General features: G+C 53.4%; 31 protein-coding genes and 1 riboswitch. Of the genes, 20 read left to right on the top strand and 11 right to left on the bottom strand.

Annotation, left to right across the window (positions count from 1 at the left end):
* The first annotated feature begins 369 nt into the window (after positions 1–369).
* From EBA31_RS15445 to ompC, 6 genes are all read left to right on the top strand, one after another.
* Positions 370–1,584, top strand: coding sequence for an aspartate aminotransferase family protein (locus EBA31_RS15445; protein WP_122079643.1), 1,215 nt, complete (start codon positions 370–372; stop codon positions 1,582–1,584).
* A gap of 52 nt (positions 1,585–1,636) precedes the next feature.
* The gene (gene astA / locus EBA31_RS15440) at positions 1,637–2,671 is read left to right on the top strand and encodes an arginine N-succinyltransferase (protein WP_020827406.1); all 1,035 of its coding nucleotides are present in this window, start codon (positions 1,637–1,639) and stop codon (positions 2,669–2,671) included.
* Positions 2,671–4,143 carry a succinylglutamate-semialdehyde dehydrogenase gene (gene astD / locus EBA31_RS15435; protein WP_122079642.1) on the top strand — a complete coding sequence of 491 codons (1,473 nt, stop codon included), beginning with the start codon at positions 2,671–2,673 and terminating at the stop codon, positions 4,141–4,143. Before astA ends, astD begins: the two co-directional genes overlap by 1 nt.
* A 180-nt stretch (positions 4,144–4,323) precedes the next feature.
* Positions 4,324–5,664: an N-succinylarginine dihydrolase gene (astB, locus tag EBA31_RS15430; RefSeq protein WP_020827404.1), complete on the top strand. Its 1,341-nt coding sequence runs from the start codon at positions 4,324–4,326 to the stop codon at positions 5,662–5,664.
* Between the two features lie 11 nt (positions 5,665–5,675).
* Positions 5,676–6,659 carry a succinylglutamate desuccinylase gene (astE, locus tag EBA31_RS15425; protein WP_115058634.1) on the top strand — a complete coding sequence of 328 codons (984 nt, stop codon included), beginning with the start codon at positions 5,676–5,678 and terminating at the stop codon, positions 6,657–6,659.
* A gap of 650 nt (positions 6,660–7,309) precedes the next feature.
* Positions 7,310–8,392 carry a porin OmpC gene (gene ompC / locus EBA31_RS15420; protein WP_046373317.1) on the top strand — a complete coding sequence of 361 codons (1,083 nt, stop codon included), beginning with the start codon at positions 7,310–7,312 and terminating at the stop codon, positions 8,390–8,392.
* A gap of 83 nt (positions 8,393–8,475) precedes the next feature.
* Here the strand turns inward: ompC and EBA31_RS15415 are convergent, their stop codons facing one another.
* Together EBA31_RS15415 and EBA31_RS15410 are read right to left on the bottom strand one after the other, a co-directional pair.
* Positions 8,476–8,700, bottom strand: coding sequence for a biofilm development regulator YmgB/AriR family protein (locus tag EBA31_RS15415; protein WP_020827319.1), 225 nt, complete (start codon positions 8,698–8,700; stop codon positions 8,476–8,478).
* Positions 8,701–8,830: 130 nt separating this feature from the next.
* Positions 8,831–9,022: a YebW family protein gene (locus EBA31_RS15410; protein ID WP_012145560.1), complete on the bottom strand. Its 192-nt coding sequence runs from the start codon at positions 9,020–9,022 to the stop codon at positions 8,831–8,833.
* Between the two features lie 228 nt (positions 9,023–9,250).
* On the opposite strand from EBA31_RS15410, the gene lysM reads away from it, so the two are divergent.
* The 4 genes from lysM (at position 9,251) to EBA31_RS15395 (ending at position 12,139) form a co-directional block, all read left to right on the top strand.
* Positions 9,251–9,697: a peptidoglycan-binding protein LysM gene (gene lysM / locus EBA31_RS15405; RefSeq protein WP_020827318.1), complete on the top strand. Its 447-nt coding sequence runs from the start codon at positions 9,251–9,253 to the stop codon at positions 9,695–9,697.
* 458 nt (positions 9,698–10,155) lie between these two features.
* Positions 10,156–10,320 (top strand): hypothetical protein, encoded by a 165-nt coding sequence (locus EBA31_RS26955; RefSeq protein ID WP_020827317.1) that lies wholly within the window; start codon positions 10,156–10,158, stop codon positions 10,318–10,320.
* Between the two features lie 96 nt (positions 10,321–10,416).
* Entirely contained in the window at positions 10,417–11,358 is a 942-nt protein-coding gene (locus tag EBA31_RS15400) for a pirin family protein (protein ID WP_122079641.1), read from the top strand.
* A gap of 427 nt (positions 11,359–11,785) precedes the next feature.
* Positions 11,786–12,139 (top strand): DUF1304 domain-containing protein, encoded by a 354-nt coding sequence (locus tag EBA31_RS15395; protein WP_122079640.1) that lies wholly within the window; start codon positions 11,786–11,788, stop codon positions 12,137–12,139.
* Between the two features lie 29 nt (positions 12,140–12,168).
* Here EBA31_RS15395 and EBA31_RS15390 read toward each other — a convergent pair whose 3' ends face one another.
* Both EBA31_RS15390 and EBA31_RS15385 read right to left on the bottom strand, forming a co-directional pair.
* Positions 12,169–12,555: a helix-turn-helix domain-containing protein gene (locus EBA31_RS15390; protein WP_041414657.1), complete on the bottom strand. Its 387-nt coding sequence runs from the start codon at positions 12,553–12,555 to the stop codon at positions 12,169–12,171.
* Between the two features lie 457 nt (positions 12,556–13,012).
* Positions 13,013–13,225 carry a YccJ family protein gene (locus tag EBA31_RS15385; RefSeq protein WP_012145555.1) on the bottom strand — a complete coding sequence of 71 codons (213 nt, stop codon included), beginning with the start codon at positions 13,223–13,225 and terminating at the stop codon, positions 13,013–13,015.
* 200 nt (positions 13,226–13,425) lie between these two features.
* On the opposite strand from EBA31_RS15385, the gene EBA31_RS15380 reads away from it, so the two are divergent.
* Positions 13,426–13,665, top strand: a complete 240-nt coding sequence (locus EBA31_RS15380; protein ID WP_004945684.1) for a DUF2766 family protein — start codon at positions 13,426–13,428, stop codon at positions 13,663–13,665.
* A 42-nt stretch (positions 13,666–13,707) separates the two neighbouring features.
* Here the strand turns inward: EBA31_RS15380 and EBA31_RS15375 are convergent, their stop codons facing one another.
* Entirely contained in the window at positions 13,708–13,941 is a 234-nt protein-coding gene (locus EBA31_RS15375; protein WP_020827312.1) for a YobH family protein, read from the bottom strand.
* A gap of 163 nt (positions 13,942–14,104) precedes the next feature.
* Here EBA31_RS15375 and EBA31_RS15370 point away from each other — a divergent pair, with 163 nt between their 5' ends.
* Together EBA31_RS15370 and EBA31_RS15365 are read left to right on the top strand one after the other, a co-directional pair.
* Positions 14,105–14,263, top strand: a complete 159-nt coding sequence (locus EBA31_RS15370) for a PhoP/PhoQ regulator MgrB (protein ID WP_122079639.1) — start codon at positions 14,105–14,107, stop codon at positions 14,261–14,263.
* A 99-nt stretch (positions 14,264–14,362) separates the two neighbouring features.
* Positions 14,363–14,635: a YebO family protein gene (locus tag EBA31_RS15365; RefSeq protein WP_122079638.1), complete on the top strand. Its 273-nt coding sequence runs from the start codon at positions 14,363–14,365 to the stop codon at positions 14,633–14,635.
* 49 nt (positions 14,636–14,684) lie between these two features.
* Here the strand turns inward: EBA31_RS15365 and fos are convergent, their stop codons facing one another.
* Positions 14,685–15,092, bottom strand: a complete 408-nt coding sequence (gene fos / locus EBA31_RS15360) for a fosfomycin resistance glutathione transferase (RefSeq protein ID WP_122079637.1) — start codon at positions 15,090–15,092, stop codon at positions 14,685–14,687.
* A gap of 169 nt (positions 15,093–15,261) precedes the next feature.
* Here fos and EBA31_RS15355 point away from each other — a divergent pair, with 169 nt between their 5' ends.
* The 3 genes from EBA31_RS15355 (at position 15,262) to EBA31_RS15345 (ending at position 17,424) form a co-directional block, all read left to right on the top strand.
* Entirely contained in the window at positions 15,262–15,576 is a 315-nt protein-coding gene (locus tag EBA31_RS15355) for a phage protein NinX family protein (RefSeq protein ID WP_020827309.1), read from the top strand.
* A 67-nt stretch (positions 15,577–15,643) separates the two neighbouring features.
* Entirely contained in the window at positions 15,644–15,880 is a 237-nt protein-coding gene (locus EBA31_RS15350) for a DUF4060 family protein (RefSeq protein ID WP_020827308.1), read from the top strand.
* A gap of 176 nt (positions 15,881–16,056) precedes the next feature.
* Positions 16,057–17,424 (top strand): amino acid permease, encoded by a 1,368-nt coding sequence (locus EBA31_RS15345; RefSeq protein ID WP_048760154.1) that lies wholly within the window; start codon positions 16,057–16,059, stop codon positions 17,422–17,424.
* Between the two features lie 38 nt (positions 17,425–17,462).
* Here EBA31_RS15345 and EBA31_RS15340 read toward each other — a convergent pair whose 3' ends face one another.
* Positions 17,463–17,753, bottom strand: coding sequence for a hypothetical protein (locus EBA31_RS15340; protein ID WP_020827306.1), 291 nt, complete (start codon positions 17,751–17,753; stop codon positions 17,463–17,465).
* Between the two features lie 222 nt (positions 17,754–17,975).
* On the opposite strand from EBA31_RS15340, the gene EBA31_RS15335 reads away from it, so the two are divergent.
* The 3 genes from EBA31_RS15335 (at position 17,976) to cspE (ending at position 20,221) form a co-directional block, all read left to right on the top strand.
* The gene (locus tag EBA31_RS15335) at positions 17,976–18,974 is read left to right on the top strand and encodes an MBL fold metallo-hydrolase (RefSeq protein ID WP_122079636.1); all 999 of its coding nucleotides are present in this window, start codon (positions 17,976–17,978) and stop codon (positions 18,972–18,974) included.
* 879 nt (positions 18,975–19,853) lie between these two features.
* The gene (locus EBA31_RS15330; RefSeq protein WP_071593021.1) at positions 19,854–19,970 is read left to right on the top strand and encodes a DUF2627 domain-containing protein; all 117 of its coding nucleotides are present in this window, start codon (positions 19,854–19,856) and stop codon (positions 19,968–19,970) included.
* A 41-nt stretch (positions 19,971–20,011) separates the two neighbouring features.
* Positions 20,012–20,221, top strand: coding sequence for a transcription antiterminator/RNA stability regulator CspE (cspE, locus tag EBA31_RS15325; protein ID WP_002221949.1), 210 nt, complete (start codon positions 20,012–20,014; stop codon positions 20,219–20,221).
* 56 nt (positions 20,222–20,277) lie between these two features.
* Here cspE and pgeF read toward each other — a convergent pair whose 3' ends face one another.
* Positions 20,278–20,994: a peptidoglycan editing factor PgeF gene (gene pgeF, locus EBA31_RS15320; protein ID WP_122080640.1), complete on the bottom strand. Its 717-nt coding sequence runs from the start codon at positions 20,992–20,994 to the stop codon at positions 20,278–20,280.
* A 142-nt stretch (positions 20,995–21,136) separates the two neighbouring features.
* Between pgeF and rlmA the strand changes: the two genes are divergently transcribed.
* Complete coding sequence (rlmA, locus tag EBA31_RS15315) at positions 21,137–21,958, top strand: 23S rRNA (guanine(745)-N(1))-methyltransferase (protein ID WP_122079635.1); 822 nt, start codon at positions 21,137–21,139, stop codon at positions 21,956–21,958.
* Positions 21,959–22,058: 100 nt separating this feature from the next.
* Here rlmA and mntP read toward each other — a convergent pair whose 3' ends face one another.
* The 3 genes from mntP to EBA31_RS15300 all read right to left on the bottom strand — a co-directional run bounded on the left by mntP (position 22,059) and on the right by EBA31_RS15300 (position 24,401).
* On the bottom strand, positions 22,059–22,628 hold the full coding sequence (gene mntP / locus EBA31_RS15310) for a manganese efflux pump MntP (RefSeq protein ID WP_041414651.1): 570 nt from the start codon (positions 22,626–22,628) through the stop codon (positions 22,059–22,061).
* 7 nt (positions 22,629–22,635) lie between these two features.
* Positions 22,636–22,823: riboswitch (yybP-ykoY riboswitch) on the bottom strand.
* A 221-nt stretch (positions 22,824–23,044) separates the two neighbouring features.
* On the bottom strand, positions 23,045–23,503 hold the full coding sequence (locus tag EBA31_RS15305; RefSeq protein WP_020827301.1) for a DUF986 family protein: 459 nt from the start codon (positions 23,501–23,503) through the stop codon (positions 23,045–23,047).
* 55 nt (positions 23,504–23,558) lie between these two features.
* The gene (locus EBA31_RS15300; RefSeq protein WP_122079634.1) at positions 23,559–24,401 is read right to left on the bottom strand and encodes a PTS mannose transporter subunit IID; all 843 of its coding nucleotides are present in this window, start codon (positions 24,399–24,401) and stop codon (positions 23,559–23,561) included.
* Positions 24,402–24,416 lie beyond the last annotated feature (15 nt).

Here is a 24,416-nt window from a genome sequence, read left to right as displayed (position 1 = left end):
TATTCATTAGCAATGCATATTTATTGAATAAGTATGCATTATAAGCCGTTGTTTTACCGAAAAAAACCGCGTTTTTCGCCAAAAATCCCGTTTTGGCACGATAGCTGCTCTACACTCTTTATCAAACGGCATGTATTTTAACTGCTCGTTAACATTTATTCCCCGTTACAGGACCTGATACCCGGCATAAATAGCGAAAAACGCGAATGTTGTAACAGATTTGTTTCTGAATGGGCGGTGAAAGGCAGAGTTATCACCGGCTAAAAAACGGATCGAACGGCGCGGTTTTTTATGTTTTGTTGTGGACCATCCAGGCTGGAGCGGCCCTTACAGTCAAAATTCAGTCTTTGCTGAAGTTATGAGGTCATTATGGAACAGCCAATCGCAGTTACCCGCCAGTCTTTCGACGACTGGATGGTCCCGGTTTATGCCCCCGCTGATTTTATTCTGGTACGGGGAGAAGGCTCGCAGGTATGGGATCAGCAGGGTAAGTCTTACATCGATTTTGCTGGCGGCATTGCGGTTAACGCGCTGGGCCATGCGCACCCGGTCGTGACCGCAGCGCTGGTGGAGCAGGCGGGCAAACTTTGGCACCTGGGCAACGGCTATACCAACGAGCCGGTGCTGCGGTTGGCCAAACTGCTGATTGACGCCACCTTTGCCGAGAAGGTGTTTTTCTGTAACTCCGGGGCGGAAGCCAACGAAGCGGCGCTGAAACTGGCGCGTAAACGCGCACTGGATAACGGCAACCACAGCAAGAACCAGATTGTGGCATTCAACAACGCCTTCCACGGCCGCACGCTGTTTACCGTGTCTGCCGGTGGCCAGCCTAAGTATTCCAAGGACTTCGCGCCATTGCCGGGCGGCATCACCCACACGCCATTTAACGATCTGGCGGCCGCTGCCGAGGTGATTAACGACAACACCTGCGCGGTGATCGTCGAGCCTATTCAGGGCGAAGGTGGCGTGTTGCCGGCCGATGCTGCTTTCCTGCAAGGCCTGCGTGAGCTGTGCGATCGCCACGATGCGCTGCTGATTTTCGACGAAGTGCAAACCGGCATGGGCCGTACCGGCGACCTGTACGCCTACATGCAGTACGGCGTGGTTCCTGACGTGCTGACCACCGCGAAAGCGCTGGGCTGCGGCTTCCCGATCGGCGCCATGCTGACTACTGACGAACTGGCCAAAACCCTGAGCGTCGGCACCCACGGCACCACCTACGGCGGTAACCCGCTGGCGACGGCGGTGGCGGGCGCGGTGTTCTCAGTCATCAACACGCCGGAAGTGCTGGAAGGGGTTAAGCAACGCCACCAGTTGTTCCTTGACGGCCTGAACAAGATTAACCAGCAGTATCCGATTTTCTCTGAAATCCGCGGCGGCGGCCTGTTGATTGGCTGCCAGCTGACCAAGGACTACGCCGGCAAGGCGAAGCAGATCACGCAGTTGGCCAACGAAGAGGGCGTGATTGCCCTGATCGCCGGTCCGGACGTGGTGCGTTTCACCCCTTCACTGGTTATTCCTGAGCAGGATGTGAAAGAGGGGCTGGCGCGATTCGCGCGAGCCGTGGCGCGGATTTGCAGCTAACACACAGGCTGCGCCCTTACCGGCGCAGCCTGATTCAGACGAGGTTCGCATTATGATGATTATTCGCCCTATAGAGCGTCGCGATTTGGCTGACTTACTGACGCTAGCCGGTAAGTCCGGCATCGGTCTCACTTCCCTGCCACAAGATGAAGATACCTTGTCGGCACGCATTGAGCGGGCGTTAAAAACCTGGCAAGGCGAACTTCCGCGTGGTGACCAGTGTTATCTGTTTGTGCTGGAAGACAGCGAGCGCCAGCAGGCGGTAGGGGTTTGCGCGATTGAAGTGGCCGTCGGGCTGACTGAACCCTGGTACAGCTTCCGCGTCGGCACGCAGGTGCATGCATCCAAACAGTTGAATGTGTATAAATCGGTGCCGACGCTGTTCCTCAGTAACGATCACACCGGCCATTCCGAACTGTGTACGCTGTTCCTCGATCCGGACTATCGTCACGGCGAAAACGGCAAGCTGTTGTCGAAGGTGCGTTTCCTGTTTATCGCCGCTTTCCGTGAGCGTTTCTCCGCCCGGCTGATTGCCGAAATGCGCGGTTTCTCTGATGAAGAGGGCCGTTCGCCGTTCTGGGAGAGCGTCGGGAACCATTTCTTTTCCATCGAGTTCGCCAAGGCGGACTACCTGAGCGGCACCGGCCAGAAAGCGTTTATCGCCGAACTGATGCCGAAACACCCGCTGTATGTCGATTTCCTGGCCGAAGACGCGCAAAAAGTAATAGGCGAAGTGCACCCGCAGACCGTACCTGCACGTCGGGTACTGGAGTCCGAAGGGCTGCGTTATCAGGGTTACGTCGATATTTTTGACGGTGGCCCAACGCTGGAAGCGGAAATCGATCAGATCCGCGCGGTCAAACAAAGCCGTCTGGTGAAAGTGGTACTGGATGAGACCCCGATGCGCGCCGATGCGCCGGCTCTTTTGGTGGCCAACGATCATTATGAGAATTACCGCGCACTGCTGGTCAATGCCGATCTGTATGACGACCGTCTGCATCTCAATGCCGCTACCGCCGAGGCGCTGGGCGTTGAACAAGGCAGCCCGGTGCGGGTCATCCCCCTTATTGCACAGGAGAAAGCGTAATGTCACATCCTGCACTCTTTATTAATGGTGCCTGGCAGCAAGGCCATGGCGCTGCGTTCAGCAAAACCGATCCGGTTGATAACCAACCGCTGTGGCAGGCTAACGCCGCCGACGGCAGCGATGTTGCTGCCGCCTGTGAAGCTGCCCGCGCCGCTTTTCCGGCCTGGGCACGTACTCCGTTCGAACAACGCGAACAGTTGGTGAAGCGTTTTGCCGCTTTGTTGGAAGAGCACAAGTCTTCTTTGGCGGCGGTGATCAGCCGTGAAACCAGTAAACCGCGTTGGGAAACCCTGACCGAAGTGCAGGCGATGATCGGCAAAGTGGCGATTTCATTGCAGGCCTATCAGGCGCGTACCGGCGTAAGCCAGATTGCGATGGCGGACGGCGCTTCGGTGCTGCGCCACCGCCCGCACGGCGTACTGGCGGTGTTCGGCCCTTATAACTTCCCCGGACATTTGCCGAATGGCCACATCGTGCCGGCGCTGCTGGCGGGCAACACCGTGGTGTTCAAGCCGAGTGAACTGACGCCGCAAACTGCCGAAGAAACCCTGAAGCTGTGGCAACAGGCCGGGCTGCCCGATGGGGTCCTCAATCTGGTGCAGGGCGGGCGTGAAACCGGTGAGGCGCTGGCCGCCAGTGCGGATATCGACGGCCTGCTGTTCACTGGCAGCGCGGGTACCGGTTACCACCTGCATCGCCAGTTGGCTGGGCAGCCAGAAAAAATCCTGGCGCTGGAAATGGGCGGCAACAACGCGCTGATTATCGATCAGATCGAGGACCGCGATGCGACGGTTAACCTGGCGATTCAGTCGGCGTTTATTTCCGCCGGCCAGCGCTGTACCTGCTCGCGCCGCATTCTGGTGAAACGCGGCAGTGAGGGCGACGCTTTTATCGAGCGTTTGGTGCAGGTGGCGAGTGCGCTGCGTGTCGGGCGTTGGGACGCTGAACCGCAGCCGTTTATGGGCGGCGTGATCTCTTCGGCGGCGGCGGAAAAAATGCTGGCGGCGCAACATCACCTGTTGGCACTGGGCGGCAACGCTCTGCTGACCATGCAGCGTCTGGAAAGCGGCAGCGCGCTGCTCAGCCCAGGCATCATTGACGTGACCGGGGTGCGTGACGTACCGGACGAAGAGTACTTCGGCCCGCTGACCACCATCATTCGCTATAACGACTTTGATGAGGCGCTGCGTATCGCCAACCAAACGCGTTATGGCCTGTCGGTTGGGCTGGTCTCGCCGCAGCGTGAGCAGTTTGATCATCTGCTGCTGGAAGCGCGTGCCGGTATCGTCAACTGGAACAAACCTTTAACCGGGGCTTCCAGTGCGGCACCTTTCGGCGGTGTCGGGGCGTCCGGCAACCACCGTCCGAGCGCCTATTACGCGGCAGATTATTGCGCCTGGCCAATGGCGTCATTGGAAAGCGAAAGCCTGACGCTGCCGGCCAGTTTGTCGCCGGGGCTGTCGTTTAATTAAATTTTACCCGTCGCCTTTCAAGCCGCAGCGGGGCGAATAAGTTCGCCCCGTTTAACGCGGGCACAGCATGTAGCGCCCCTACAATAACTGGGGATGAGCAAACTGCTCGCCTGGCTGCAACTTGAAATTCATAGGGTATGTTTTGAGTAGGGCCGAGCTTGCTGGGCCCAGGAGAAAAGCATGTCAGGATATGAAGTCAATTTCGATGGTCTGGTGGGCCTGACGCATCACTATGCCGGGTTGTCATTTGGCAATGAGGCCTCGACCCAGCATCAAAACAGCGTGTCGAATCCGAAACTGGCGGCCAAACAGGGTCTGCTGAAGATGAAGGCGCTGGCGGATCTCGGCTTTCAGCAGGGGGTATTGCCGCCGCAGGAACGGCCGCACCTGCCGATGCTGCGCAAGTTGGGTTTCAGCGGCAGCGACGAAACGGTCTTGGCGCAGGCGATGAAGCAGTCTCCGCGCCTGCTGTCTGCGCTCAGCTCGGCTTCTTGCATGTGGACCGCCAATGCGGCCACGGTTTCACCTTCGGCGGACAGCGCGGATGGCAAAGTGCATTTCACCGCGGCCAATCTGAACAACAAATTCCATCGCGCGATTGAGGCCGAGACCACCACTGGCGTGCTGCGGGCGATTTTCAACGATCCACGCCATTTCGCCCACCATGAGGCTTTGCCGCAGGTGGCGCTGTTTGGTGACGAAGGCGCGGCCAACCACAACCGACTGGGCGGCGATTATGGCAAGCGTAGCGTGCAGATGTTCGTCTACGGCCGACAGGAGTTTGGCGGAGAAATCGCCCCAACTCGCTATCCGGCACGCCAGACGCGCGAGGCCGGGGAGGCGATTGCCCGTCTGCACCAGTTGGATGAGCAACATACGGTGTTTGTGCAACAGAATCCGGCGGTGATCGATCAGGGCGTATTCCACAACGACGTTATCGCCGTCAGTAACCAGAATGTATTGTTCCACCATCAGCAGGCGTTTTATCAGCAGCAGCAGGCGCTGGATGAAGTGCGTCGCAAAATGGCGTCGCTGGACAGTGAACTGGTGGCGATTGAGGTGCCGACGGAGCGGGTTTCCGTGGCGGATGCGGTCGCGACCTATCTGTTCAACAGCCAAATTCTGACCAAGCCTAACGGCAAGATGATGATTGTGGTGCCGGAAGAGTCGCGTCAGCATCGCGGCGTGTGGGGCTATCTGAGCGAGATGGTGGCCAGTGGCGGACCAATTGATGAAATCAAGGTGTTCGATCTGCGTGAAAGTATGCGCAATGGCGGTGGGCCTGCCTGCCTGCGATTACGTGTGGCGCTGAACGAGCAGGAATTGCGGGCAGTCAATCCGCGCGTGATGATGAACGATACGCTGTTCGTTACGCTCAATGACTGGGTTGACCGCTATTATCGAGATCGTCTGACGCAGAACGATTTGGCTGACCCGCAATTGCTGCGTGAAGGGCGCGATGCGCTGGATACCCTGACGACCATCCTCGGGCTGGGATCGGTTTATCCTTTCCAACAATAGGCGATGTCATCATGTTTGATTTGTTGGCTCTGACGCTGGAAGGGCAAACGCCCGAAGAGCAACGGGGCGAAAATGCGGATTTACACTGGCGTTGGCTGGGGGAAGGCCTGCTGGAAATCACACCGCGCCGGGGATACCGGCAGGCGGTGGTGCTGTCGGCGGGGATCCACGGCAATGAAACGGCGCCGATTGAGCTGCTCAATCAACTGGTCAAGGATCTGCTTGGCGGCGAGCGAACTTTGGCGGTTCGGCTGCTGGTGATATTGGGCAACCCACCGTCAATGCGCGCCAATAAACGGTACCTGCACAGCGACATGAACCGGATGTTTGGCGGCCGCTATCGCGATTTCAGCCACAGCGACGAAACCGTGCGGGCGCAGCAGCTGGAGCAGGCCGTCGCCGCGTTTTTCGACGGTGAGCAAGCGACACGTTTCCATTATGATCTGCATACGGCTATCCGAGACTCGCGCCTGCCGCGCTTCGGGATTCTTCCTTTCCAGACCCGGCCTTACAGTGCCGAGATGCTGGCATTGCTGGACGCGGCCGATTTGGATGCGTTGGTGATCCACAGTGCGCCGGGCGGTACCTTCAGTAATTTCACCAGTGAGCATGCCGGCGCCGCCAGCTGTACGCTGGAACTGGGCAAGGCGCGGCCGTTTGGTAGCAATGATTTACAGCAATTTGCGGCCATTAACCGTGCACTGCAGGCGGCAGTCAGTGGCGAAGCCTTGCCGCAGCGAATGGGAGAGGCTCTGCGGGTGTTCCGCGTTGAGCGATCGCTGATCAAACGTAGCGAAGCGTTCAAACTGCATCTCAGTGATGATACCGCCAATTTTACCGAGCTGGAGCAGGGGACGTTACTGTGTGAACAACCGGGGGAGGAGTACCGGGTTCAGCATGCCAGAGAATGGATTTTGTTCCCTAATCCCCAGGTCGCACTTGGATTGCGCGCCGGTATGGTGCTGATTGAAGCGCCGCGCAGCACGCTGTATTAACCTGTCAGTTTCGAATACGGTTTTATACTTACAGTATTTAAGGTTGTAGCGATGTCGGCTGCAACCTTAAATAACGGTGGTATATCCTGCTGCTAATTCCTGTTACTTCCCCTTCTTTATAGTCTCTCTATCGAAACTTATATTTTATGTTGAATTTATTTTTGCCGTCATTTTTTGATGGTTTGAATCGATTTAATTATTCGAAGCGGTAAAAGACTTGCTTAAAACGTGGCGAAACACACTAAATCACCGCAATGACTTTACTCAGATAAAAATGTGAAATAAGTAACGTTATTAGTAACCATGCTAAGATTCATGGTATTTATGAATCGAATGGAAAGCATACAAAAGGAAACCAAATTGCACCTTTATGGTGCGTTGCACCAAATTGGTTATAAGATATGTAATAAATATCAATATGAATCAATGAGTTGATTGACTTCTTTGTTGTAATATTTTGTTACACATAAACATGCTTTATCCACGGTGTTTTATGAACTTTTTTATTTTAAGTTTGGATTCATGATGCTAATGTCACATGGCTTCTTAATTAGAGGCGCTCATAAAACACTAAATGATAAAGATCACAGCCCAAACCATAAATTGGGCGTGATGGGCAGAAATTAAAATTATAATATCTAGGAAAATAAATGATGAAACGCAGTGTATTAGCCTTAGCTATTGCCTTAGGGGCAATGACCTCCTTTGCCAACGCGGCAGAAATTTATAATAAAGATGGCAATAAACTCGACCTGTACGGTCGCGTAGCAGCCAAACATGTTTTCAGCGATGACAAATCCGAAGATGGCGACAAGACTTATGTCCGCTTCGGTTTTAAAGGCGAAACGCAAATCAATGACCAACTGACCGGTTACGGCCAGTGGGAATACAACGTCCAGGCCAACCACGATGAAGCGCAGGGCACTGCCGGCACCAAAACCCGTCTGGGCTTTGCTGGCCTGAAGTTCGCCAACTACGGTTCATTCGACTACGGCCGTAACTACGGCGTGGTGTACGACGCAGAAGCCTATACCGACATGCTGCCGGAATACGGCGGCGACTCCTACAGCTACACCGACAACTTTATGACCGCGCGCTCCAACGGCCTGGCTACCTACCGTAACCGCGACTTCTTCGGCTTGGTGGAAGGCCTGAACCTGGCGTTGCAGTACCAGGGCAAAAACGACAGCGACAGCCGCGGTGTGACCAAACAAAACGGCGACGGCTACGGCATGTCCCTGGATTACCAGGACATCGGCGGCTCCGGTATCGGCGTAGCGGCGGCATTCTCGGATTCCAACCGCACCAGCGATCAGAAAAAATCTGTTTACGGTAAAGGCGACAGCGCAACGGCCTGGACCACAGCGATTAAATACGACGCCAACCAGGTTTACCTGGCTGCCATGTACGCCGATACGCGCAACATGACGCCAATCAGCGGCAACGGCGTATCTGGCTTCGCCAACAAAACGCAGAACTTCGAAGTTGTGGCCCAGTACCAGTTCGAAAACGGTCTGCGTCCTTCTCTGGCCTACGTGCAGTCTAAAGGCAAGGATATCGAAGGGATTGGCGATGTTGATCTGGTGAAATACGTGGAAGTGGGTGCGACTTACTACTTCAACAAAAACATGTACACCTACGTTGACTACAAAATCAACCAGTTGAACGACGATAACAAACTGAAGCTGAGCACCGACGACGTCGTGGCAGTGAACCTGACCTATCGTTTCTAAGTTTCAACACCATTACCTTCTTCCTGTGTCGGGATAAAACGGTAATCAGGCAGAGCGAAAGCTCTGCCTTTTTTATTGGGTTGTTAACCTTTGGGGGCTTGCCCCATCACTTCGATGGCGGAACGCAATGTAGCAAAGCGTTGCTGATTGGTTTCATGTTCAATCTCGTTAACCAAATGGGCCAGAATATTATTGCCGGAAACTTTTTTGTTGAGATTGATCAGTTGAATGACCGCGCCGCCGACCACCAGGCTGACGTCGCGTAACAGGGCTTCGTAGTGTTCGTTTGAGAAGGTAGAAACGGGCATCGCGCCATCTCCATATCGTTCGGGTGAGGCAATTTAGCAAAATAGTGGCATAAAGCATCGTCGGCATGCCGGCTTTCCGGTGAATTCAGAAATTCCTCAGAGGAAAGTAGTATAAAAGTCTTTTGGCGATTTACATCGGCGCATATTCGTTGGCGGGTAGCCAAAAGCCATCGATAAAATCTTCAAATGGGAAGCAGCCGGCGTGGCGCAGGTTTTGTTCTTTCATACTGATCAGGCACTGGCGTTCGTCACGCAGCACGTCAACCACGATATCGGCGCAGCCGCCGTCCAGATAACAGACAAACATCACCAAGGCGTACATCGCTTCTTATATCCTTCCTCCTAATCCTTCCATGCTCTTATTGTAGGTAACTTCAGCGATTGTTTCATGTCAGGTGCTGCATAAAAGGACAGATTGGCAATGAAAGTTGGCACTTTCGGATTACTCTAACCGCTTAATACTGTTGGACCAATTGAATATCCCTCTTGCGGTGCTAAGCTTAATAAGTCTTAAGTCAATGCAACATGCTAACCATCGAAAGGAGTGAATATGGGTTTGTTTAACTTCGTCAAAGAAGCGGGCGAGAAACTGTGGGACACAGTGACCGGCAATGCGACAGCCGAAGATCAAAGCGCCAAACTGAAGGACCATCTCAATAAAACCGGCTTGCCGGGTATCGATAAGGTTGATGTGCAGGTGGTTGACGGTAAAGCCGTAGTAACCGGGGATGCGGTCAGTCAGGAGTTGAAAGAGAAGATCCTGGTGGCCATCGGTAACGTGGCAGGTATCAGCGGCGTGGAAGACAAAGTAGCGGTTGAACAAGCCGCCGCGGAAAGCCGTTTCTATACCGTGAAGAAGGGCGACACCCTGAGTGCGGTCTCGAAAGAAGTGTATGGCAACGCAAATCTGTATAACAAGATTTTCGAAGCGAACAAGCCAATGCTGTCCAGCCCGGACAAAATTTATCCGGGGCAGGTGCTGCGTATTCCGCAGTAATACCCACAGCAGCACGACACTGCCTGGCCCGATCTGTTATCGGGCTTTTTTTATGTTTACTTGCATAAGTTAGCCTAATTATTTTATTGTCTTAATAAGACTTTTGAATGCATCGTAATCTTGGTCATCTCAGTTCTGGGGGAGTGTTGACCCTGGTGAGGAAAGTTGATAGCGTCTTGCCACTCTTGAGGTCTGAGTGGCATTGGGCGCGGAATCTGACAAACCCGCAATGGCGGGCTTTTATCAATCACCCTTCACAAAAACGTTAACGCGTGATGAGTTAAGATAGATTCTGTGAAACAACAACGTAATACCTCACAAGATAAAAACTACCGTGAAACTTTGGGAGACGCGCAATTCGCTGTCATTGTGCTGGCGATAGCGTCCTGTTCCCTGATCATTTTTACGCTTTCAGTCACGCTATGGCTGACGTGATGTCGTTCAATACAGGAGATAAAATGGAGCACAATCTCCACGATGAAACCAAGCTGTTGGCCGTTATCGGTTTACTGGTTTCCGTGTTGTTAGTGGTATCGATTCTTTTTGGTGTGACTTACTTTTCCGATCTCAAGCATGCGCGCGATGAGGTCGACATCAAAGGCTGCTATATAAAGGCGTCGTAGCCTTCTGCCTCCCGGGTTGCGTTCTGGTCGCTTGCTCATGATAAGCTGGCGTCCAGCTACTCACTCAACCCGTGTGTCGTTCTGGAGGCGTTAATCATGAGCAATTCCCGCCCAACCTATTCATCCTCTTCCCGTGATTGTCCTGTGGTTGACGGCATCCGTCAGATCCAACGTATTGCCGTACGTAACGCCGAAGTTGGTGGTATCCCGATAAGCCGTGCCTTGCCCACCCGTGAACGGCGTACGCTGGGCGCATGGTGCTTTCTCGACCATGCAGGCCCGTCGGTATTCAGCGGGTCCTCGCAGGGGATGGACGTTGGCCCACATCCGCATATCGGTCTGCAAACCTTTACCTGGATGATTGAAGGGGAAGTTCTGCACCGGGATAGCCTGGGCAGCGAACAGGTGATACGGCCAGGACAGGTCAATCTGATGACCGCAGGACGCGGTATAGCGCATACCGAACAGTCCACCGGTGAGCAACGGCGTCTGCATGCTGCACAATTGTGGATTGCCTTGCCCGCAGAACATGCCGATACTGCGCCGCGCTTCGATCATTATCCCGACTTGCCGTGCTGGCTGCAGGATGAGGTCAAACACACTTTACTGGTGGGGGAGTTCGAACAATATCGCTCTCCGGTGTCGACTTTTTCACCGTTAATCGCCATGGATTTGGAATGGCAGGCTGATGGTTATTTGCAATTACCTCTGCGAAAAGATTTTGAAATAGGTTTATTGCCCCTTATTGGTGCATTTGAGGTTAATGATGAAAAATTTTCACCTGATGAATTCGCCTATTTAGGTATAAATCTTAACCGTATCGAGTTACGTGCCAAGAAAGGAAGTCGTGCATTATTAATCGGTGGCTTGCCATTAACCGAAGAGATTCTCATTTGGTGGAATTTTGTCGGCCACAGCAAACAAGAGATTAGCCGTGCGCAGCGTGATTGGGAGCAGGGGAATTCACGTTTTCCCGATGTCGTCGGCTATTGCGGTCCCCGCATGACCGCGCCACGCCTGCCCTGGAGCGATGATTGATACCTTCGTGCTATAACAACGGGATATTTTTATTCATTTCGCTCTATTAACGTTAAATTAATGTGATCGGAATTCCATGTTTTCGCATCGATATAGTTTATCTGGTAAATAGTGATCTTGCGCAAATAAATGGTCGGAGCAGTGGATTAAGATAACTTTCAAGAAGTGATGTTATCTACCGCTAGTCAGAAGCCTGTGAGGTTAATATGAGCCAAGTACTCTATCGTGCAAGATTATCCCATGTTGTTATTGCAACGGCGGCGTTCTGGATCTCTATCGCAGCCATGCTGGTTGTTGTTCTGAGCTAACTCTGAATGATTATGCAATAAACCCGCTACGGCGGGTTTTTTTATGTCGATATATTCGCAATATTCTCAGTGAGGTTATACTTATAAAACCCAACATCTGATTAACCCTGCTAATAACAATGATAATTCTTTCTAATATAGTGGTGTTGCTTATTGCAGCGATCCATTTGTATATCCTGATCCTGGAAATGTTCCTATGGCAGAAGCCTACCGGCAGGCGAGTGTTCGCCACCACCGCGGAGTTTGCTGCCGCCACGCGGGTGCTGGCGGCCAATCAAGGGTTATACAACGGTTTTCTGGCGGCGGGATTAGCCTGGGGCGTCTGGCGTGAGGAGCCGGCGGTGCAACTGTTCTTTCTTGGGTGTGTGCTGGTGGCGGGCGTGTTTGGTGGGCTGACCGCGAGCCGCAAGATTCTCCGTGTACAGGCGCTGCCCGCGCTGGTCGCTATTTTAGTGATGCTGTGGGCGCATTAGCCCGCCGTTAGCGGCGGCGGGAAAGAGAGTCAGGCGGTTTTTTGATGAATGACGTGCAGCGGCGGGGCGATATGCAGGTCGACGCTTAAATCCTGACGGAAATCATAAGGCGTGATGTTGAAGCGCTTTCTGAACATATAAGTGAAATGCGACTGCGAGCCAAAACCGAAATCCAGAGCGATGTCGAAGATGGAGGCGTCACTGGTGCGCAACTGGTAAACCGCCCCGGCCAACCTGCGTTCGCGAATATACTTACCCAGCGAAATCCCGGTCGCTTCTTTGAACAGCTTCTGCATGTGCCACAGCGAGTAGCCGGAATACTCGGCCAGCTCTTCAAGATGGATCACTCTTCCAAGGTGAGTTTCGACCCATTTACTGAGGGCGCAGACTAATGAGAGGTGGTGTTCTTGTATCATCAGTGCGTCTGTGTGAGATCTACATAGCGCTGAAGTATACACAACTTGCCGCCATGGACAAAAAGACCGCCGTCACCCAGGCGAAATTATTCGGAAAAACCATCGTCAAGCAGCTTGTCAGGCGGAAGGAAAAACGGCTAATCTGAGGTTGCCCGCTACCGCTGATATCGCAGTGGTTCTGGTCGCAAAGAATAACCGCCAAAGCAGAGTCAGCCGTGACAATTCAGCGTTGAAGGGGTGATCGCATGTTAATGACAGTGATTATTACTCTGGTTGTGATTGTGGGCGTTGCCGCTTTTATGGTGACGCCGGTGATGAGAATGAATAATGCGGAAGGTGTGGGAGGTGAAGAGCCGTGATTTCAGGGAACAACACGACCCCAAGTCGGGGTTGACCGAAAACCGAAAAAGCCTGGGCGCAGCAGTGACCCGGGCTTTTTATTGCTGAGTTGCGTGGATTAGACGTTTTTTCGCTCTACGGTTTCTTCGCCCCAGTACAGCTGGTCGGCACTGGTTTTGGCGAAAGCCATTTGCAACGCTTCGTCACTGCCTTCCTCCCAGATTTTTTGTGCCAGAACCTCATCGTTTTTTGCCAGCTCAAAAATTGCCTCAGCGATCTCGACCGAGGTTTCACGTACGGTTGCCCAGGATTTCACATTGTGGTTTGCCATAACTTTCTCCTGTTGGGGTGTGGCTGAAGGATGCGCCGGTAAGCGCGTCGCTTAAACCTTAAGTATAGGCCAATACGGCCGGGCATTTTGGCACCCGATGCGCAATAACGTTGAAATTCAGCGGCAAACAGCCTGGGTGCGGCAAAGCGCCAGGTGACATGCTATTCTGTGCGGCGACTGAATCAAGAAGGAAAGTAATTATGTCCGACATGCTGAGCAACGATCAGGAATTGGCCTCCGACCTGGTTGCCTGCCAACTGGTAATCAAACAGATTCTGGATGTTATCGACGTTATCGCGCCGACCGAGGTGCGTGACAAGATGGCAAGCCAGCTGAAAAGCATCGATTTCTCCACTCATCCTGCCGGTGCCGATCCCGTGACCCGCAGGGCGATCGAAAAAGCGATTGCGCTGATTGAGATGAAGTTTACCCGCAACTGATGGGGGAAACCGTCGCCAGGCGACGGTTTCGGGCGGTGGTGATCAATCCACCACCGTTTCGACTTTTTTGAACAGCGGACAGTCGGCCACGCCAATGACGCCGTTGTCCCCGTGCAGATACTGAGCAATCACCACATTGCGTGCGGTCATATATTTACACTGCAACCCCAGGCCAGCCACGTTCTTGTTGCTGCCGACCAATACGCCGTATCCCGAAAACAAAAATACGCCATACACCACTGCCAGTAGCAGTAACCCCTTAATCAGCTTACTCATTATAACTCCCGTTTATTTATCGTCGTTGCGATATAGCCACGCGCCGACGCAGGCTGCAACGGTAACAATCTGAAAAGTCATCGTCAAAACGGTTTCTAAACGACAGGTTAAACTTCGTTTAAGTTAGCTGTGGTAGCATTGCGAACAGATTATCAAGATAACAATGAGGCTGCTAAATTTGTTGCGAAAAAAAGTCCTCGTGATAGTGGCGTTCCTTGCGGCCTGTCTGTTTTTTTACCTGCTGGCGCTGGATAGCTACTGCGATGAGGGAGGCTCCTTTGCGTTGGGGGTGTGTTCCATTACTCGTTTCATTCCCTGGTGAGATGCGCAGCGGTGCATAACAATTTACTATCAAGATGTTCGTGCCCGCACCCGGAGTGTTAAGATGTGCGCCTGTTTTTAGCAGTAGGTAGGGTTGTCCATGTACGATTTAGGTTTTGGTTCGAATAGCCTGCTTTCGCTGGCCCTCGCGGCGCTGGCGCTGTTGGTGGGATTATGGGTCTGGTTCCTGGTGAATCGTGCCAGTGTGCGTGCCAATGAACAGGTCCGTCTGCTGCAGGAAATTGCCGAGCAGCAGCGTCAGCAGACTGCATTATTGAAAAGCCTGGCGCAAAGCGCGCGTGGCGATAGCGCAATCGACGATGACGATCTCAGCCCGGCGCTGGATTTCAAAGGTTTTATCCCCGAGCGTTAATCAAACTTTCTGCCGGGTGGCCTGCCCCAGTTTACGCCACCCGCGTCGCTTAGAAAAACTCCATTCCCTGATAGGGCGCTGCGCGGCACGCCGCCAACCGACTGGCCAGGTCGCCGCCGTGAATTTCCAATTGGTGTCCGTCCGGGTCAAGAAAGTACAGCGATTCCCCCTCGCTACGGTTAGTTTTCCACTCATAAACCCCAGCCTGGCGCAGCCGCGATGCAACCTTGGCGAAATCTGCCGGCGCCACGCTGAACGCGTAATGGGTGTAATCCTTCGCTGAATTTACGGCTCGTGCGTCGTCCCATGACAAACACAGCCACAGCTCCCCCAGAGACAGGTAGGCGCCAGTTTGCCAGCGAGCATGAGGGACAAAACCCAACAGGTTGCTATAAAAATCGAAGCTGCGGTTGACGTCGCTGACTGCAAGCGTCAGATGGTTGAGGCCAGTTAACATGCCGGTATTCCTGCGCGACAAAACAGGGAAAAAGTGTAATCAGCGCCCAGGAAAAGATAAAGCCGAAAAAACATTAGTGGAGATAATGTGGAAAGCCCTCGCGTTGTCATAAATCTGTCGTATTGGCATCGTAATGTAGCGCCAACTCTACGAAAGATGGATAAAGCCGATGATTAAATGGTATGAAGAAAGCGACGCCGAGGTGAACCGCAGCATTGCGCTGATCACCGGAGAAAATCCGGACAAATGGTATCCCTACGGCGGTGTGAAAGGTAAAGACTATTGCAAGAATCCCTCCGATGCCTGGCCGATTATCTGCGCCAATAAAATCAGCCTGAATGCCGACAGCCAGGGCGACAACCCGCAGTGGCAGGCGCGTATGATCACCCAACGCGGCGAATGGCAGGCGGACAGCAGCAGCCCGCTGCGTGCGGCAATGATCTGCTTCCTGCTGAGCCAGCAAACCAACGAAATGGTCCGTTGAAACACCAGAATTACTGATGATTTTTCCCTTTTTATGACAACAGAACTGTCTCTGGCGGAGCCTGTTTATGAAGCGCATTATTAAAGGTGATAAAAACTTGTCTCATCTGGTGATTGCCCATGCGGCAATCGATCGTCATGCCGAAAGCTTTGGTCAGCGCCGACAGGGCTGGCCGTCAACCTACCTGATAAAATATCAAAACGATCGTGTGGCGGTAGAGGTGGTAACACGCCGCCAGTCCTACGTCGCCACGCTGATGATTGGTGCCCGCAACCTGACCAAACTTTGCGGTCTGTCCAGCTAAAAACCAGCCCTTACTGCCGTTAATCCCAGCATAAAATAGCGCCTTGGCCGACGTCGCCGGGGTGCTACTCCTTGATGCTCACGGGGTTAAGTGTTAAAAAGCCGCCCGCAGATACATTTATTGAATGGCGAAATCTTGTGCAATAGCGCCAGGTTCCCACGCCATATGAGGATAAGATGGGCGGTCAGCAGCAGGATACCCCGCTAAAACGCGGTTTAAAAAACAGACATATACAACTTATCGCCCTGGGCGGCGCTATTGGCACCGGCCTGTTTCTCGGCATTGCGCAGACCATTAAAATGGCCGGCCCATCGGTATTGCTGGGCTATGCCATCGGCGGGTTCATTGCCTTCCTGATCATGCGCCAACTGGGGGAAATGGTGGTCGAGGAGCCGGTTGCCGGGTCGTTCAGCCACTTCGCTTATAAATATTGGGGCGATTTCGCCGGTTTTCTTTCCGGCTGGAACTACTGGGCGATGTTCATTTTGGTCGGCATGGCCGAACTGACCGCCGTCGGTATTTATATTCAGTACTGGTGGCCGGACATCCCAACCTGGGTTTCCGCCGCGGTATTTTTTGTCCTGATTAATTTGATCAACCTGGTCAATGTCCGACTGTATGGCGAGACCGAGTTTTGGTTTGCCATCATCAAGGTGGTGGCGATCGTCGGTATGATCCTGTTTGGTGCCTGGCTGCTGGCCAGCGGCAACGGCGGTCCGCAAGCCAGCCTCAACAACCTGTGGGAGCAGGGGGGCTTTATGCCGCACGGCATCAGCGGGCTGGTGATGGCGATGGCGGTGATCATGTTCTCGTTCGGCGGCCTGGAGATGGTCGGCATCACTGCGGCCGAAGCCGCCGATCCGCGCCGCAGCATCCCCAAGGCCACCAATCAGGTGGTGTACCGTATCCTGATTTTTTATATCGGTTCGCTAACGGTCCTGCTGTCGCTTTATCCGTGGGACAAAGTGGTGGAAGGCGGTAGCCCGTTCGTGATGATTTTCCATGCGTTGGACAGCAGCCTGGTGGCGACCCTGCTTAACGTGGTGGTCCTGACGGCAGCGCTGTCGGTGTACAACAGCGGCGTCTATGCCAACAGCCGCATGCTGTTCGGCCTGGCTACGCAGGGCAATGCGCCCAAGGCGTTGACGCGGGTGAACAAGCGCGGCGTGCCGGTGCTGTCGATTGCGCTGTCGGCGCTGGTGACCTCTGTCGGTGTACTGATCAACTATGTGATGCCCGGCAAGGCGTTTGAATTGCTGATGGCGCTGGTGGTGTCCACGCTGGTGATCAACTGGGTGATGATTTGCCTGGCGCATTTACGCTTCCGCGCGGCGAAAAACCGTCAGGGCGTGATCCCGAGCTTCAAGGCGCTGTGGTACCCGTTTGGCAACTATTTGTGCCTGGTGTTCCTCAGTCTAATCCTGGTCATCATGTATTTCAGCGAGGGGATCCGTATCTCGGTGTTGCTGATGCCGGTGTGGATCTTGCTGTTGTGGGTAGGGTTCAAGCTGACGCGCCGCAAGGGCGCTAACGTTCGGCGTTAAGGTTTAACGGAGGCGCGTTTTGCGCCTCCCATTTTCATTTAGCCGCGTGGCATAAAGGCATTGCCCGGTGCGGAGCGGCCCAACCCCAACAGCTTCCTGCACAGCAGGAATACCGTGGTGATGACATCGATAGCGACCACGCTAAGCATCAATACGGCCAGCATGAAAAAACTCACCATCGCGCCAAACAACAGCACCAGGGGTGCCGGCACGCGTACGCGGCGCAGTTTCATCGCGACATACATTTTCCAATACTGCATCTGTGCCAGCATCGCGCTACGGATACGGCCCATGCGAACACGTGATTTGCGTGATGTAGAACGGCTCATAACTTCTCCTTTTCTGAATGTCCTATAAGTAAAACACAAGGATCTTAAGAGATGCTTAACAGGCTCTAGGCGGCCCTGGCATTCTCACAGGGATTGTGACACCACATTAGGCAAAAAGGTCCCCCCTGAGGTGAGCACAGTTCACAAAGCGCACCAATCGTCTATTTTGTTATGTTATCGAAACTGCCCGTGCAGGGTGTCCGCAGTGGTCGGGAGAGCAACTTGAAGATAACCAATCGTTACTATGATGCCGGCAAAGCGCACCATACGCCGCAAGGGTTTCGTAACCCGGAGCCTACTCTGCGCCGGGAAGGGGATTTGAAGCGCTGGCAGAATGAGCGCAAGCAGCAGGGCCTGCCCAAGCCGCCGCAAATGGGATACCAACAGTTTACCCAACGCTGGTGGCAGCAGGCCGACCTCAGCGGCAGTGACAACGGTATCTGGTGGTTGGGGCATGCCTCAATGCTGCTGCGTCTTGAAGGGCGTTACATTCTGATTGACCCGGTGTTGTCGCAGCGCGCATCGCCGTTGAGTTTTTATGGCCCAAAGCGCAAGACCCCAACGCCGCTGACGGTACAGCAGTTACCGACGGTGGACGTGGTATTGATCTCGCATAACCATTATGACCATCTCGATCGGCGCACCATCAGGCAGTTGGCGCGTCGTTTTCCGCACGCGACCTTTATCGTCCCGTTGGGGCTGAAAAGTTGGTTCCGGCGCTATCGCCTGCAACGGGTCGAGGAGCTGGACTGGTGGGATAGCCTGCAGTTGGGTGACCTGACGTTTCACAGTACGCCGGCGCGCCACTGGAGTATGCGCACCCTGTGGGACCGCAATCGCTCTTTATGGTGCGGTTGGGTGATTCATCATCCGGCACTTCGATTCTATTTTTCGGGCGACAGCGGCTATTCGGAGCGGCTGGCGGACATTGGCGCGCGTTTAGGGCCTTTCGACGTGGCGGCGTTGCCGATAGGCGCTTATGCACCACGTTGGTTCATGCAGGAACAACATATGGATCCGCAACAGTCGGTGACACTGTATCAGCAATTAAATGCGCCGCAGGTCATTCCAATCCATTGGGGTGTTTTTGAATTAGCCGATGAGTCATTGGATGAGCCGCCGCAGCAATTAAAACTGGCGTTGAGTTCGGCCGGGATAGAGCAACATCGGTTCCGGCCAATTAAAATTGGTGAGCGCATTCTGCTTGAACCTAACTCTTAAGCGTTAATTCGTGGCAAACGGGGCTGGCGTCGCCCCCGTAGCCGTCCGCAAGCCAGTCCCACCACAGGTTGTAGCGATGTGGGCAGCTTGCCGGACGGCAATATCCACAACCTGGCCTAACCGGTTGACTTGAATAGGGTAGCGGCGCGACAAAAGATAAAATAAATACGTCAACTCGCAATTGCTCTTGATCGCATAAATACCCGCTCGGTTTTTAAGATTTAATTTCGCTATAGGTTCGCACTGACCTCAAGGTTATTGGCGTTATTTAACGGCGTAACGGAGGATGTATTTCTCTGTGGATGCACGACCACGGTGCGTAAATTCTGATTTTGCATGCTTATGCACCCAAAAGTGGCACGCTATTTGATTTTCATGGTAGGGCGTGGGTTGCATAAATTATGGTCAGTTGGCGAGCGTGGCAATAATTTACCCTGGTATTATTGTGCTGTCGCAGGCGTAGGGATTGCCGAAGAGTGGGCTATGCCAGCGTTAAGCCGTCCGGATGGCAACCCAATGGTCGGATCAGCCGGTCTCCAATACGCCCGTTCACCGATATTCAAATGTCGTATAAGAAATTCCATAAAGATTCAAATTTTTTAACGTTCTAAGCGTCGGGCTGGGGTTATATGTTGCAACATTCATGGGTCAATCGGATGAAAGAATTGTTAAAATTCAGTCAGGATGCGGAGTGTAGCGCGGTGTAAGTGTTAAGCAGAAAATAGCTAAGGCTTCAACATCTTTTAGCCTATTTAAGCTTATATTGCTCTCGACCGTTTCAAATATGTGCGACAGCTCCATCAGTGATTAAAAATGGCTTGCCATCGAATACAGAGTATGTGATAACGCATCTGGGTAAAACGAGGTACAGTTCTGTATATGTGTGGCATTTTCAGTAAAGAAGTTCTGAGTAAAAACGTTAGCGTTGAATACCGCTTCTCTGCCGATCCTTATCTTAGTGCCTCAAGCAGTAACGACTCTAGTTTGTCTATGTAACGCCTACGGGCGGTTTAAACAATCCAAAGGAAATACTCAAGATGGCAAAGATCAAAGGTCAAGTTAAGTGGTTCAACGAATCTAAAGGTTTCGGTTTCATCACTCCAGCTGACGGCAGCAAAGACGTGTTCGTACACTTCTCTGCAATCCAGGGTAACGGCTTCAAAACCCTGGCTGAAGGCCAGAACGTTGAGTTCGAAATCCAAGATGGCCAGAAAGGTCCATCTGCAGTAAACGTTACTGCAATCTAATCAGCGTCAGCTGTACAAAAAACCCGCCTTGGTGCGGGTTTTTTCGTTTCTGTTATTTATTCGCCGGTGATAATAATGGCCGCGTACTGATTGCGTCCGGTGATGCCAGGGTGGGTGGGATCCTGTTCGCGACGGTGACTGTTGCGCCGATAGCTGGTGTATTTAAACCGCTGTGGCTGGAGCGGGTCGGTATTTGGCGTGCAGATAGTGCAAGTGCCAGCACGGTCAACGGCGGCGAACCCCAGCTCGCGAAGTTTGGATTCGGCGATTGCGGCCAGATCCAGGTGACGATAGTGGGGGCTGATTAAGCTGGCGGGCAGCGGCAACTGCTGTTTGAACCGTTCGACCAGCTCTTCGTTCACCTCATAACAGCATGGGCCGGCCGCAGGGCCGATGGACGCGACCCAGTTGGTGGTTGAGTCATCTTGTGCGATACGCGCCGCCAGTTGCTCCAGAACGCCATCCAGCAGCCCACGCCAGCCGGCATGCACGGCTGCAATGGCCGAGCCGTCATGGCGGCTGAAAATCACCGGCAGGCAGTCTGCCGTTAACACGCTGAGCAGAATGCCCGGCTGGCGGGTATAGAACCCATCAGCTTCACCGCACGCCTGTGCTGCCTGCGTTACGTCGACAATGCGCGTGCCGTGTACCTGTTTTTTTTCCGGCAAGGTGGCGCGATAGGGCTGCAGATGCCCAGGCAGCAACGCGCTCTTGTTGCCGAAACCGTGTCGAATAGCGGGAACGCGGTTGAGAAGCGGGGAATAGTCGGTCATAAACGTCTTTACCTGCGTCAGAAAACTTAGCGTCAGTGTAGTCAGTTTTTTTCCTGCTTGGCTAGCCCCCATGGGATGCGCCTTGCATCACACAGAAGCCTTCTTTAGACTAGCCGCGCCGTATCTCTCTGGAACCCAAGCCATGTCTTATCAGTGCCCTCTGTGCCATCAGCCGCTTCATTTTTCCTCACCGCAATGGCGTTGCGACGCTAACCATCAGTTTGACTGCGCCAAAGAGGGCTACGTCAACCTGCTGCCGGTACAGCACAAGCGTTCGAAGCAACCCGGCGACAGTACGGAAATGATGCAGGCGCGGCGCGCGTTCCTGGATGGCGGTTTTTATCGGCCTTTGCAGCAGCGGGTAGCCGAGCTGTTGGATGAGGCGCTGGCACCCGACGCACAGGCGCTGCTGGATATCGGCTGCGGCGAGGGGTACTACACGGCGGAAGTAGCTGCCCGATTGACGCAACAACGCAATATGATCCTGTATGGGCTGGATGTCGCCAAGGTGGCAATCCGCTATGCGGCCAAGCGTTATCCTGCGGTGTCATTCTGCGTAGCGTCGAGCCATCGTCTGCCGTTCGCCGACGCTTCTTTAGACGCCATTCTGCGTATTTATGCGCCCTGCAAGGCGGAAGAACTGGCCCGGGTGGTGAAACCCGGTGGCGTCGTGGTGACGGTATCGCCTGGTCCACGCCATCTGTATCAGTTAAAAGAACAGGTTTATCAGCAGGTGCAACTGCATGCTGAACAGAATGAGCAGTTCGCAGGCTTTGACTGTGAGCGGGTCGAATCGCTGGCCTACCCGATGACGCTGCCGGGCGAGCAGGCGGCCAATCTGCTGCAGATGACGCCTTTTGCCTGGCGGGCCTCTCCGGAGGTCCAGCAGCGCCTGAGCGCCAGTGAGACCTTCCTCTGCGAAACAGATTTCGTTATTGCGCTCTATCGCCGCCGGCATGCTTAATGCCGCCCGACAGAGTGCGGGCCAGCGATGACCTGACCGACTAAGGTGGGCAGAAACAAAAAAACCTGCCGTTGGCAGGTTTTCTTTGGGTGCTGTCGGTTCAGGCGAGGTAGCCCAAATGCTCCAGCAGAATATTGACGCCGATGGCGATCAGCACCACGCCGCCAAGGATCTCGGCACGTTTACCGAGTAATGGCCCAATAAAGCGGCCAATCATCATGCCCAGCGTCGCCATAATCATGGTGGCCATGCCGATAGCCATGGCGGTGTGCACAATGTTTACCTGCAGGAACGCCAGGCCGACGCCGATAGCCATCGCGTCCAGACTGGTGGCGATAGCCGTGGCCACCAGCAGCCAGAATCCGTGACGCTTCACTTTCTCTTCTTCTTCAGGGCGGTTTCTGACGCCTTCGACAATCATGCGCATACCGAGAATAAACAGCAGCGAGAAGGCGACCCAGTGATCCCACTCCATGATGTATTGACTGGCGAACAGGCCGATGCCCCAACCGATAATCGGCGTAATGGCTTCAACCACGCCGAAGATGAGTCCGGTGCGTAGCGCTTCACGAAAACGGGGCTGATGCAGGCTGGCACCTTTGCCGATCGATGCGGCAAACGCATCCATAGACATGCCAAAAGCGAGAATGAGAGTAGCTGACAAGTTCATGTAAAATAGCCTCGGCCGGGCGGCTCCATATACACGTAACCCACCCCCAACCATACGACGGAGTTACGTGTCTATGGTCTCGCCAACCTTACCTGGCTGCCCGCACCACGTTTTAATGATTAAAACGAGTATGTTGATACGGGCGTTTCTGGCGTTTAATTGTCCAGAAACCGGCTACTCCCCAATGACGGCGCAACCATACCATATTATTTCCGTTGGCAACAACCCTTATTCCCCATGGATATTTATTTGGAATTGATAATTATTTTCATTAATGAAATATGCAAGACGGAATATAATGTAGGCGAGTGCAATAATGTTGCATAAATAATAATCAGGTAGCCTTATGCGCTGGTGATTAATTATCCACATTCAGCGCATGGCGAGAACAGAGGTTCTGTTGGGGTTATTTTTAATCACTGATTTTCAACAAAAAAGTGATATATTTTTTCCAGATCGTCTAATTGCGTGACCTGAATCAGCAGTCTGCGCCGCTCCAGATCGATGACCAGAATGCCATCCTCGGATAAATTCATGGCCTTAATGCGGTTATATTCGATAAACGCATTGGCATAAAAGAAACCCTGCGCTTTAAACAACATCTTGGGCCAGCGAATATAGGATATGTAGACGGCGATCAGTGCTAAAGAAATAAGCAGATAGGTGGTTAATGCAGCACCCTGTGTCGTGACATTACGATAAATCAGAATGGCAATCAGACCGACAAAGATCAGACAATCAATCCGGTTACGTCGTTTTAGCTGTACCTTGAGCAGCGTTTTGCCCTTCAGCAGGTTCATCCCGAATTCGTCGTAAATCGCATACACCAGCATCAGCGCGGTGAAAATCAGTAATACGCCATCGGTCAGCGACATCTTCTAGCTCCACAAATAAAAAAAACCGGGGGTTTCCCCCCGGCTGATAATCGTCTTACAGGCCCAGCAGGCCAACCCAGTAACCAAAGATACCGATGGCGAAGAAGCCGATGATAATCCACAGCGCATTCACTTTCCTGCGCAGCAGCCACATACAGCCAAAGGTCAGCAGTAACGGCACCAGGCCTGGCATCAACTGATCGAGGATAGTCTGCACCGTGGTCACCGTGGTATGCCCGGTCTGGTCGGTGATTTTAGACACCACCAACGGGATATTCACGTGCGTCCACTTGTTAACCAATGCCCCCATGACAAACAGGCCGAGAATCGACGCTCCTTCCGTCAGTTTTTGCAGGAAGCCGCCGCCCATGTCGTTAACGATATCCACCCCTTTGCGGTAGCCGTAGGCCACGCCGTAATAGCGGGTCAACAGGCGCACCAGGTTGAACAGGACGAAGAATAAAATCGGACCCAGCAGGCTGCCGCTCATGGCGATACCGGCACCAAGCGCGGCGAATACCGGACGAACGGTCCCCCAGAAAATCGGGTCGCCTACGCCGGCCAGAGGCCCCATCAAGCCGACCTTGATGCCGTTGATTGCTGCATCGTCGATCGGCGCGCCGTTAGCGCGTTGCTCTTCCATTGCCATGGTCACGCCAAGTACCGGCGCCGCCACGTAAGGGTGGGTGTTGAAGAACTCCAGATGGCGTTTAATCGCGTGTTTGCGATCGTCGTTATTTTCCGGGTACAGGCGACGGATCACCGGCACCATGGAGAAGCAAAAACCCAGCGCCTGCATACGTTCGAAGTTCCATGAACCCTGGAACAGGTTCGAACGCATAAACACACCGCGAATATCGGCTGGCGTGAGTTTCTTTTGAGCTGTTGTATCAACCATTTCTCTCACCTATTC

The organism is Serratia sp. P2ACOL2 (genome assembly GCF_003691565.1).
Classification (GTDB): Bacteria; Pseudomonadota; Gammaproteobacteria; order Enterobacterales; family Enterobacteriaceae; genus Serratia; species Serratia liquefaciens.
The sequence above is the reverse complement of the archived record's forward strand: the minus strand, read 5'-3'. Positions and strand labels throughout refer to the sequence as shown.

Bases quoted from the DNA above. Each gene is read 5' to 3' on its own strand.
- EBA31_RS26955 (WP_020827317.1), top strand. From the start codon at position 10,156: ATGGAGCACAATCTCCACGATGAAACCAAGCTGTTGGCCGTTATCGGT.
- EBA31_RS15375 (WP_020827312.1), bottom strand. From the start codon at position 13,941: ATGAGTAAGCTGATTAAGGGGTTACTGCTACTGGCAGTGGTGTATGGC.
- ompC (WP_046373317.1), top strand. From the start codon at position 7,310: ATGATGAAACGCAGTGTATTAGCCTTAGCTATTGCCTTAGGGGCAATG.
- EBA31_RS15415 (WP_020827319.1), bottom strand. From the start codon at position 8,700: ATGCCCGTTTCTACCTTCTCAAACGAACACTACGAAGCCCTGTTACGC.
- pgeF (WP_122080640.1), bottom strand. From the start codon at position 20,994: ATGACCGACTATTCCCCGCTTCTCAACCGCGTTCCCGCTATTCGACAC.
- EBA31_RS15400 (WP_122079641.1), top strand. From the start codon at position 10,417: ATGAGCAATTCCCGCCCAACCTATTCATCCTCTTCCCGTGATTGTCCT.
- EBA31_RS15380 (WP_004945684.1), top strand. From the start codon at position 13,426: ATGTCCGACATGCTGAGCAACGATCAGGAATTGGCCTCCGACCTGGTT.
- astE (WP_115058634.1), top strand. From the start codon at position 5,676: ATGTTTGATTTGTTGGCTCTGACGCTGGAAGGGCAAACGCCCGAAGAG.
- astD (WP_122079642.1), top strand. From the start codon at position 2,671: ATGTCACATCCTGCACTCTTTATTAATGGTGCCTGGCAGCAAGGCCAT.
- EBA31_RS15370 (WP_122079639.1), top strand. From the start codon at position 14,105: ATGAGGCTGCTAAATTTGTTGCGAAAAAAAGTCCTCGTGATAGTGGCG.
- EBA31_RS15390 (WP_041414657.1), bottom strand. From the start codon at position 12,555: ATGATACAAGAACACCACCTCTCATTAGTCTGCGCCCTCAGTAAATGG.
- EBA31_RS15385 (WP_012145555.1), bottom strand. From the start codon at position 13,225: ATGGCAAACCACAATGTGAAATCCTGGGCAACCGTACGTGAAACCTCG.
- EBA31_RS15340 (WP_020827306.1), bottom strand. From the start codon at position 17,753: ATGAGCCGTTCTACATCACGCAAATCACGTGTTCGCATGGGCCGTATC.
- EBA31_RS15305 (WP_020827301.1), bottom strand. From the start codon at position 23,503: ATGTCGCTGACCGATGGCGTATTACTGATTTTCACCGCGCTGATGCTG.
- EBA31_RS15300 (WP_122079634.1), bottom strand. From the start codon at position 24,401: ATGGTTGATACAACAGCTCAAAAGAAACTCACGCCAGCCGATATTCGC.
- astA (WP_020827406.1), top strand. From the start codon at position 1,637: ATGATGATTATTCGCCCTATAGAGCGTCGCGATTTGGCTGACTTACTG.
- lysM (WP_020827318.1), top strand. From the start codon at position 9,251: ATGGGTTTGTTTAACTTCGTCAAAGAAGCGGGCGAGAAACTGTGGGAC.
- astB (WP_020827404.1), top strand. From the start codon at position 4,324: ATGTCAGGATATGAAGTCAATTTCGATGGTCTGGTGGGCCTGACGCAT.
- cspE (WP_002221949.1), top strand. From the start codon at position 20,012: ATGGCAAAGATCAAAGGTCAAGTTAAGTGGTTCAACGAATCTAAAGGT.
- fos (WP_122079637.1), bottom strand. From the start codon at position 15,092: ATGTTAACTGGCCTCAACCATCTGACGCTTGCAGTCAGCGACGTCAAC.
- EBA31_RS15350 (WP_020827308.1), top strand. From the start codon at position 15,644: ATGAAGCGCATTATTAAAGGTGATAAAAACTTGTCTCATCTGGTGATT.
- mntP (WP_041414651.1), bottom strand. From the start codon at position 22,628: ATGAACTTGTCAGCTACTCTCATTCTCGCTTTTGGCATGTCTATGGAT.
- EBA31_RS15445 (WP_122079643.1), top strand. From the start codon at position 370: ATGGAACAGCCAATCGCAGTTACCCGCCAGTCTTTCGACGACTGGATG.
- EBA31_RS15410 (WP_012145560.1), bottom strand. From the start codon at position 9,022: ATGTACGCCTTGGTGATGTTTGTCTGTTATCTGGACGGCGGCTGCGCC.
- EBA31_RS15355 (WP_020827309.1), top strand. From the start codon at position 15,262: ATGATTAAATGGTATGAAGAAAGCGACGCCGAGGTGAACCGCAGCATT.
- EBA31_RS15365 (WP_122079638.1), top strand. From the start codon at position 14,363: ATGTACGATTTAGGTTTTGGTTCGAATAGCCTGCTTTCGCTGGCCCTC.
- EBA31_RS15345 (WP_048760154.1), top strand. From the start codon at position 16,057: ATGGGCGGTCAGCAGCAGGATACCCCGCTAAAACGCGGTTTAAAAAAC.
- EBA31_RS15395 (WP_122079640.1), top strand. From the start codon at position 11,786: ATGATAATTCTTTCTAATATAGTGGTGTTGCTTATTGCAGCGATCCAT.
- EBA31_RS15330 (WP_071593021.1), top strand. From the start codon at position 19,854: ATGTGTGGCATTTTCAGTAAAGAAGTTCTGAGTAAAAACGTTAGCGTT.
- rlmA (WP_122079635.1), top strand. From the start codon at position 21,137: ATGTCTTATCAGTGCCCTCTGTGCCATCAGCCGCTTCATTTTTCCTCA.